The following is a 247-nucleotide window of genomic DNA, read 5'->3' as shown; positions in this document are numbered from 1 at the left end:
TACCCACCGTCATAGTGCCGCCATCGGTCAACGTGCCCGACACCGTCACGCTGCCGGTATCCGTCAGCGTCCCGCCGGCGTTGACGGTCAGCCCACCATTGACCGCCAGCGTGCCACTGCCCGGACCCGTGCTCCCCACCGTCAACGTCCCGCTATTCGCGCTGGCGGTACCCACCGTCATAGTGCCGCCATCGGTCAACGTGCCCGACACCGTCACGCTGCCGGTATCCGTCAGCGTCCCGCCGCC

At 68.8% G+C, this 247-nt stretch carries 1 protein-coding gene; it reads right to left on the bottom strand.

Annotated features, from left to right (window positions below; translation table 11 throughout):
- The coding region (locus OQ968_RS24735) for a hypothetical protein (protein ID WP_324682284.1) at positions 1 to 247 on the bottom strand (247 nt) is incomplete at both ends.

This window comes from Mycobacterium sp. 663a-19, assembly GCF_035616495.1.
GTDB lineage: Bacteria > Actinomycetota > Actinomycetes > Mycobacteriales > Mycobacteriaceae > Mycobacterium.
The sequence above is the reverse complement of the archived record's forward strand: the minus strand, read 5'-3'. Positions and strand labels throughout refer to the sequence as shown.